Source organism: Brevundimonas sp., assembly GCF_036732845.1.
Classification (GTDB): Bacteria; Pseudomonadota; Alphaproteobacteria; order Caulobacterales; family Caulobacteraceae; genus Brevundimonas.
In genome coordinates this window covers 1-6,307 of the sequence record NZ_DAINBO010000069.1, presented here as the reverse complement: position 1 = coordinate 6,307, position 6,307 = coordinate 1, and the positions used below count along the sequence as shown (strand labels likewise).

9 protein-coding genes and 1 pseudogene are annotated in these 6,307 nt (G+C 69.2%); all 10 read left to right on the top strand.

Annotated features, from left to right (window positions below; translation table 11 throughout):
• A pseudogene (gene glyA, locus V7D63_RS13010) lies at positions 1-243 on the top strand (serine hydroxymethyltransferase); the annotation flags it as partial.
• Between the two features lie 7 nt (positions 244-250).
• Positions 251-709 (top strand): transcriptional regulator NrdR, encoded by a 459-nt coding sequence (gene nrdR / locus V7D63_RS13005; RefSeq protein WP_333592701.1) that lies wholly within the window; start codon positions 251-253, stop codon positions 707-709.
• Positions 709-1,338: a RibD family protein gene (locus tag V7D63_RS13000; protein ID WP_333592700.1), complete on the top strand. Its 630-nt coding sequence runs from the start codon at positions 709-711 to the stop codon at positions 1,336-1,338. Before nrdR ends, V7D63_RS13000 begins: the two co-directional genes overlap by 1 nt.
• Before the next feature lie 55 nt (positions 1,339-1,393).
• On the top strand, positions 1,394-1,987 hold the full coding sequence (locus V7D63_RS12995; protein ID WP_333592699.1) for a riboflavin synthase: 594 nt from the start codon (positions 1,394-1,396) through the stop codon (positions 1,985-1,987).
• Positions 1,984-3,117, top strand: a complete 1,134-nt coding sequence (gene ribB, locus V7D63_RS12990) for a 3,4-dihydroxy-2-butanone-4-phosphate synthase (protein WP_333592698.1) — start codon at positions 1,984-1,986, stop codon at positions 3,115-3,117. The genes V7D63_RS12995 and ribB overlap by 4 nt, the downstream gene beginning before the upstream one ends.
• On the top strand, positions 3,114-3,590 hold the full coding sequence (gene ribH / locus V7D63_RS12985) for a 6,7-dimethyl-8-ribityllumazine synthase (protein ID WP_333592702.1): 477 nt from the start codon (positions 3,114-3,116) through the stop codon (positions 3,588-3,590). Before ribB ends, ribH begins: the two co-directional genes overlap by 4 nt.
• Entirely contained in the window at positions 3,587-4,090 is a 504-nt protein-coding gene (gene nusB, locus V7D63_RS12980; protein WP_333592697.1) for a transcription antitermination factor NusB, read from the top strand. The genes ribH and nusB overlap by 4 nt, the downstream gene beginning before the upstream one ends.
• Positions 4,077-5,066, top strand: a complete 990-nt coding sequence (gene thiL, locus V7D63_RS12975) for a thiamine-phosphate kinase (protein ID WP_333592696.1) — start codon at positions 4,077-4,079, stop codon at positions 5,064-5,066. Before nusB ends, thiL begins: the two co-directional genes overlap by 14 nt.
• Positions 5,067-5,119: 53 nt before the next feature.
• Positions 5,120-5,563 (top strand): hypothetical protein, encoded by a 444-nt coding sequence (locus V7D63_RS12970; RefSeq protein WP_333592695.1) that lies wholly within the window; start codon positions 5,120-5,122, stop codon positions 5,561-5,563.
• A gap of 179 nt (positions 5,564-5,742) precedes the next feature.
• A partial coding sequence (locus V7D63_RS12965; protein WP_333592694.1) for a sodium/proton-translocating pyrophosphatase occupies positions 5,743-6,307 on the top strand: 565 nt, incomplete at its 3' end.

The window sequence follows — 6,307 nt, the reverse complement described above, 5'->3', positions numbered from 1 at the left end:
ACCTGCAACAAGAACGGCGTGCCGTTCGACACCGCGCCCTTCACCGTGACCTCGGGCGTGCGCCTGGGCACGCCGGCGGGCACCACGCGCGGCTTCGGCGTGGACGAGTTCCAGCAGGTCGGCCACTGGATCGCCGACGTCATCGACAGCATGCAGGGCGGCGACGTGGCCGACGCGGGGGTCAAGGCTCGCGTGGCGGATCAGGTGCGCGCCCTGACCGCGCGCTTCCCCATCTACGGATAGCCGCGCGATGAAGTGCCCCTTCTGCGGAAACCCGGACACTCAGGTGAAGGACAGCCGCCCGTCCGACGACGGTTCGGCCATCCGGCGGCGGCGTTCGTGTCCGGCCTGCAGCGGGCGCTTCACCACCTTCGAGCGGGTGCAACTGCGTGAACTGGTGATCCTGAAGCGCAATGGGCGGCGCAATCCGTTCGACCGCGACAAGCTGGAGCGGTCCCTGGCCGTGGCCCTGCGCAAACGCCCGGTCCAGCCCGAACAGATCGAACAACTGGTCAGCCGCATCACCCGCCAGTTGGAAAGCCTGGGCGAGACAGAAATCCCCTCCAGCACGGTCGGCGACTTCATCATGAAGGCGCTGAAGTCGGTCGATGAGGTGGCCTATGTCCGCTACGCCTCGGTCTATAAGGACTTCCGCCACACGGGCGACTTCGCCAAATTCCTCGGCGACGAGGGGCTGGACGAGGGCTGATGCGCCCGCGCGTCACCTTGAAGCTGGCCACGTCGCTGGACGGCCGCATCGCCACGGCCTCGGGTGAAAGCCAATGGATCACCGGCTCGGCGGCCCGCGAACAAGGCCACCGCCTGCGCGCCGCCCATGACGCGGTGCTGGTCGGGATCGAGACGGTTCTGGCCGACGACCCGGAACTGACCGTGCGCTTGCCGGGCCGATCCGTGGACCAGCCGCTGCGTGTCGTGCTCGACAGCCGCCTGCGCACGCCAGACGGCGCCAAGATCTCCGGTCCCAACACCCTGATCCTGACCATCGCCGCACCCCGCCTCATCGGTCATGCGGAAGTCCAGCAGGTCGCCGCCGAAGACGGCCGTCCGGCCATCGACGCCGTCCTGGCCGCCCTGGCCGAACGCGGCGTCGGTTCCGTCATGATCGAAGGCGGCGGCCAGGTCGCGGCCTCTTTTCTCCGGGCGGGGGCGGTGGACGCCCTCGAATGGTTCCGCGCGCCCATCCTGCTGGGCGCCGAGGGCCGCCCTTGTGTCGCCGCCCTGGCCCTTGCGTCCCTGGCCGCCGCCCCCAAGTTCCGGCGTCTGTCCGTCGTGCCGCTGGGCGACGATCTGTGGGAACGCTACGAGGCCGTGCGATGAGCGAAAATCGACTCGATAGACTCGATAGACCCGCTTTTTTCGGTCGAGGTTTCTGATGTTCACCGGCATCGTCACCGACATCGGCCGAGTGCGCGGCGTCGCCGAAACGGCCCGCGACCGCCGCTACGAGATTGAAACGGCTTGGGATACGGCGACCATCGACCTCGGCGCCTCGATCAGCCATGCGGGCTGCTGCCTGACCGTGACGGAGAAGGGACCCGGTTGGTTCGCCGTCGAGGTTTCGGGCGAGACCCTGTCCAAGACCACCCTGGGCGACTGGCGAACGGGCGATCCGGTCAATCTGGAGCGCGCCGCCCGGCTGGGCGACGAAATGGGCGGCCATGTGGTGTCGGGCCATGTCGACGGCCTGGGCCGCGTCGTCTCGGTGACGCCCGAGGGCGGCTCGCACCGCGTCGTCGTCGCCGCGCCCGCGCCCCTGCATCGCTTCATCGCGGCCAAGGGGTCGATCACCGTGGACGGCGTGTCCCTGACGGTGAACCAGGTCTCGGGCGCCGAATTCGGCGTCAACATCATCCCCCATACCTGGACGGCGACCACGCTCGGGCGCCTGAAGGCCGGAGATTCGGTCAATCTGGAGATCGACATGCTGGCGCGATACCTCGCGCGGTGGCAGGAGACTGCGTCATGAACCTGGCGGCCAACATGAACGACAGCCCGATCAGCTCGATCGAGGATATTCTCGAGGACGCCCGCAACGGCCGACCCTACATCCTGGTCGACGCCGAGGACCGCGAGAACGAAGGCGACGTCATCATTCCGGCCCAGTTCGCCACGCCGGACCAGATCAACTTCATGGCCAAGCACGCGCGCGGCCTGATCTGCCTGGCCATCACGGCCGACCGCGCCCGCCAGTTGCGGCTGCCGCCGATGGCCGCCGAGAACCGCACCTCCATGGGCACCGCCTTCACCGTCTCGATCGAGGCGCGCGAGGGCGTGACCACCGGCATCAGCGCCGCCGACCGCGCCCGCACGGTTCAGGTCGCCGTCGATCCGAACAAGGGCGCCGACGACATCGTCTCGCCTGGCCACGTCTTTCCGCTGGTCGCGCGCGACGGCGGGGTCCTGGTCCGCACCGGCCATACCGAGGCGGCGGTGGACATCAGCCGCATGGCCGGCCTGACGCCCGCAGGCGTCATCTGCGAGATCATGAACGATGACGGCACCATGGCCCGGATGCCGGACCTGGTCGCCTTCGCCCAGCTTCACGGGCTGAAGATCGGCACGATCGCCGATCTGATCGCCTATCGCCGCCGCACCGAACGCTTCGTCGAGCGGGTGCTGGAGACGCCGTTCGACAGCGTCCACGGCGGGCCGTTCCGCCTGATGCTGTTCAAGAACGCCATCGAGGGAGTCGAGCATGTCGCCCTGGTCAAGGGCCGGATCGAGCCGGGCAAGCCGGTCCTGGTGCGCATGCATCAGGTCGACTTCGCCGCCGATCTGCTGGGTCATGTCGAGGCGCGCCAGGACTATCTGCCCAAGGCCCTGAGGGCGATCAGCGAACATCCCGGTGCGGGCGTCGCCGTCTTCCTGCGCGACCCCGAACTGGCCGGTCTGGCCGAGCGTCTGGCCGGCGGGGCCAAGCCGGCCGCCGCGGATCGCTCGCTGAAGGCCTATGGCGTCGGCGCTCAGATCCTGCTGGACCTGGGCGTGCGCGACATGATCGTGATGAGTTCGACGCGCCCCAATCCAACCGCGCTGGAAGGTTATGGCCTGCGCATCGTCGGCTGGCGCGACATGGATGGAGAAGACCAATTCTGACCGATGGCCCGCGCGTCCTGATCGTCGAGGCGCGCTTCTATGATGATCTGGCCGACGCCCTGCTGGACGGGGCGAAGGACGCCCTGCGCGCACGCGGCGTCGCCTTCGATGTCGTCACCGTGCCCGGCGCGCTGGAGATTCCGCCCGCCATCGCTCTGGCCGAAGAGGCCGGGCGCTATCCGACCGCGCCGCGCTATGACGGCTATGTCGCCCTGGGCTGCGTGATCCGGGGCGAGACCTATCATTTCGAGATCGTCTCGGATCAGTCGGCGGCGGGTATCATGCAACTGGGCTTGAAGGGCCTGTGCATCGGCAATGGCGTGCTGACGGTCGAGGATGAAGATCAGGCCTGGGCGCGCGCCCGGCTCAGCGAGGGCGACAAGGGCGGCGGCGCGGCACGCGCCTGCCTGGACCTGATCGCCTTGAAGAAGCGGCTTCGCAAGGGCCTCGGCTCGGAAGGACAGGCGGCGTGAGCGATCCCAACAGCCTTGAATCGGTGATGGCCCAACTGGCCGAGACGCCCCTGACCGGCAAGCAGCGCCGCGCGCGCACCATCGCTCGTCTGGCCGCCGTCCAGGCCCTGTACCAGATGGAGCTGGCCGGGGAGGGGGTCGAGACCGTCATCGACGAATTCACGCGCCACCGCTTCGACGCCGATATCGAAGGCCAGATGCTGGCCGAGGCCGATGAGGCCTATTTCGCCGAAATCCTGCGCGGCGTCGTCACCGGCCAGGCGGCCATCGACGCGGCGGTCAAGGATCGGCTGGCCTCGAACTGGCGGCTGGAGCGTCTGGACGCCACCCTGCGCGCCCTGTTGCGCTGCGGCGCGTGGGAGCTGCGCGAACGCAAGGACACCCCGCGCGAGGTCGTGATCGATGAATATGTCGAACTGGCCAAGGCCTTCTTCGATGAGGCCGAGGCCAAGTTCGTCAACGCGGCTCTCGACGGCGTCGCCCGCGATGCCCGCGGTTGACGTCGCCGGAGAGTTCGAGACCATCCACCGCCTGCTGAAGCCGCTGGCGCACCCGGAATGGGCGCGCGGCCTGACGGACGACGCGGCGGTCCTGCCTTCGAGGGCGGGGTACGACCTCGTCCTTACCAAGGATGCGCTCGTTGAGGGCGTCCATTTCCTGCCCGACGACCCGCTGGACACGGTGGCCCGGAAGCTGCTGCGGGTGAATCTGTCGGACCTGGCGGCCAAGGGCGCGGAGCCGTTCGGCTATCTGCTGAGCTGTTTCTGGTCCGACCGCTGCGGCTGGCCGGAGCGCCAGGCCTTCGCCGAGGGTCTGAAGGCCGATCAGGCCGAGTTCGGCGTCTGGCTGATGGGCGGCGATACGGTCAGGACGCCGGGACCGCTGAGCTTCAGCCTGACGGCCCTGGGCTGGGTCCCGAAGGGCCGGGCGGTGTCGCGCGCCGGGGCGCGGCCGGGCGATCTGGTGTTTGTGACCGGGTCCATCGGCGACGGCGGCCTGGGCCTGATGGCGGCGCAACGGCAGTTGCGGTTGGAGCCGGAGCGGCTGGAGGCCCTGATCGCCCATTATCGGACGCCGCACCCGCGCGTGGCGTTCGCCGAGGCGGTGCGCGACCTGGCCAGCGCCTGCGCCGACGTTTCAGACGGTCTGATCGCCGATGTCGGCCATATCGCCCAGACCAGCGGCGTCGGGATCGTGCTGGACCTGGAGAAGATCCCCCTGTCGGCCGCCGGCGCCGCCTGGTTCGATGATCGGGTCGACCCGGAGGCGGCCCTGGTCAGGCTGGCGACCGGCGGCGACGACTATGAGCTGGTGCTGACCGCGCCGCCGCGCCACGAGGCCGCCCTGCGCGCGGCGGCCGAGGCCCGGCTGCTGCGCCTGACGCGCATCGGCGAGGTGATGAGCGGGCAGGGCGTGACGGCGACCTATCTGCGTCAGCCGGTCGAGATCGCGAAGGCGGGTTGGACGCACGGCTGACTTCCCTCTCCCATCGAGAGAGGGATCGATGCGCCGGAAACCAAATCCTAACCGTGATCGCCCAGCGTCCGGCCATGGATCGTCGCGCCCTGATTGCTGGAAGCCTGGCCTTGAGCGCCGCCGCCCGCCCGGCCGCCGCCAGCGGTCCGACCGGCGAGGCGCCCGCGCCCGCGCTGAACATCCCAGGCGTCGGACTTCCCGTGATCGAAGGCGGACGTCTGCGCAACTATGTCTTCGTTTCCCTGAGGCTGCATCTGGGGGCGGGCAAGACGCCCGAGCAGATGCGGCCCAAGGAGGCCTATTTCCGCGACGCCCTGGTCAAGGCGGCGCACCGCACCCCCTTCCTGGTGCCGGGAGACTGGACCCGGCTGGACGGCGCGGCCCTGCAACGCAGCCTGCTGGCCTCGGCCAATCAGATCGCCGGACGCGGCGCGGTCGCCCGGGTCGAGATCATCAGCCAGACCCCGCGCCGCCGCACGGGCGTCCGCGCGGGCTGAAGTCCCCTTTGAAAACGCCGGTTGCGTCATGCTGACGCATTTGGCACGGTTCCGCCGCAATTCCCGCGGGACGCGATCAGGCGTCCGTGTGCGCACGGGGGGACCGGAAGGCGGACAGAGGCGTAACGCCCGCCGCGCCAAGGGTCCGCGCGCCGTTGGCTTTGAGGTTGGAAACACCCATGACGAACTATCTATGGCTGGTCATCGCGGCCGGCGCCTTGGGGGTGCTGTACGGCGCCGTCCAGACCGCCGCCCTGATGAAGGCCGGAACCGGCAACGACCGGATGCGCGAGATCGCGGCGGCCATTCAGGAAGGCGCATCCGCCTATCTGCGTCGCCAATACACCACCATCGGCATGGTCGGGATCGTGATCCTGATCGCCGCTTGGCTGCTGATCGGCCAATGGGCCGCCGTCGGCTTCCTGATTGGCGCCGTGCTTTCGGGCGCGGCGGGCTTCGCCGGGATGCTGATCTCGGTGCGCGCCAACGTACGCACGGCCCAGGCCGCGTCGGAAAGCCTGTCCAAGGGTCTGGATCTGGCGTTCCGTTCGGGCGCCATCACCGGCATGTTCGTGGCTGGCGGCGCCCTGTTGGGCGTGGCGGGCTACTATGCCTTCATGACCCTGGGGCTGGGCATGGCCGGGACTGACCGCCAGGTCATCGACGGTCTGGTGGCCCTGGGCTTCGGCGCCTCGCTGATCTCGATCTTCGCGCGTCTGGGCGGCGGCATCTTCACCAAGGGCG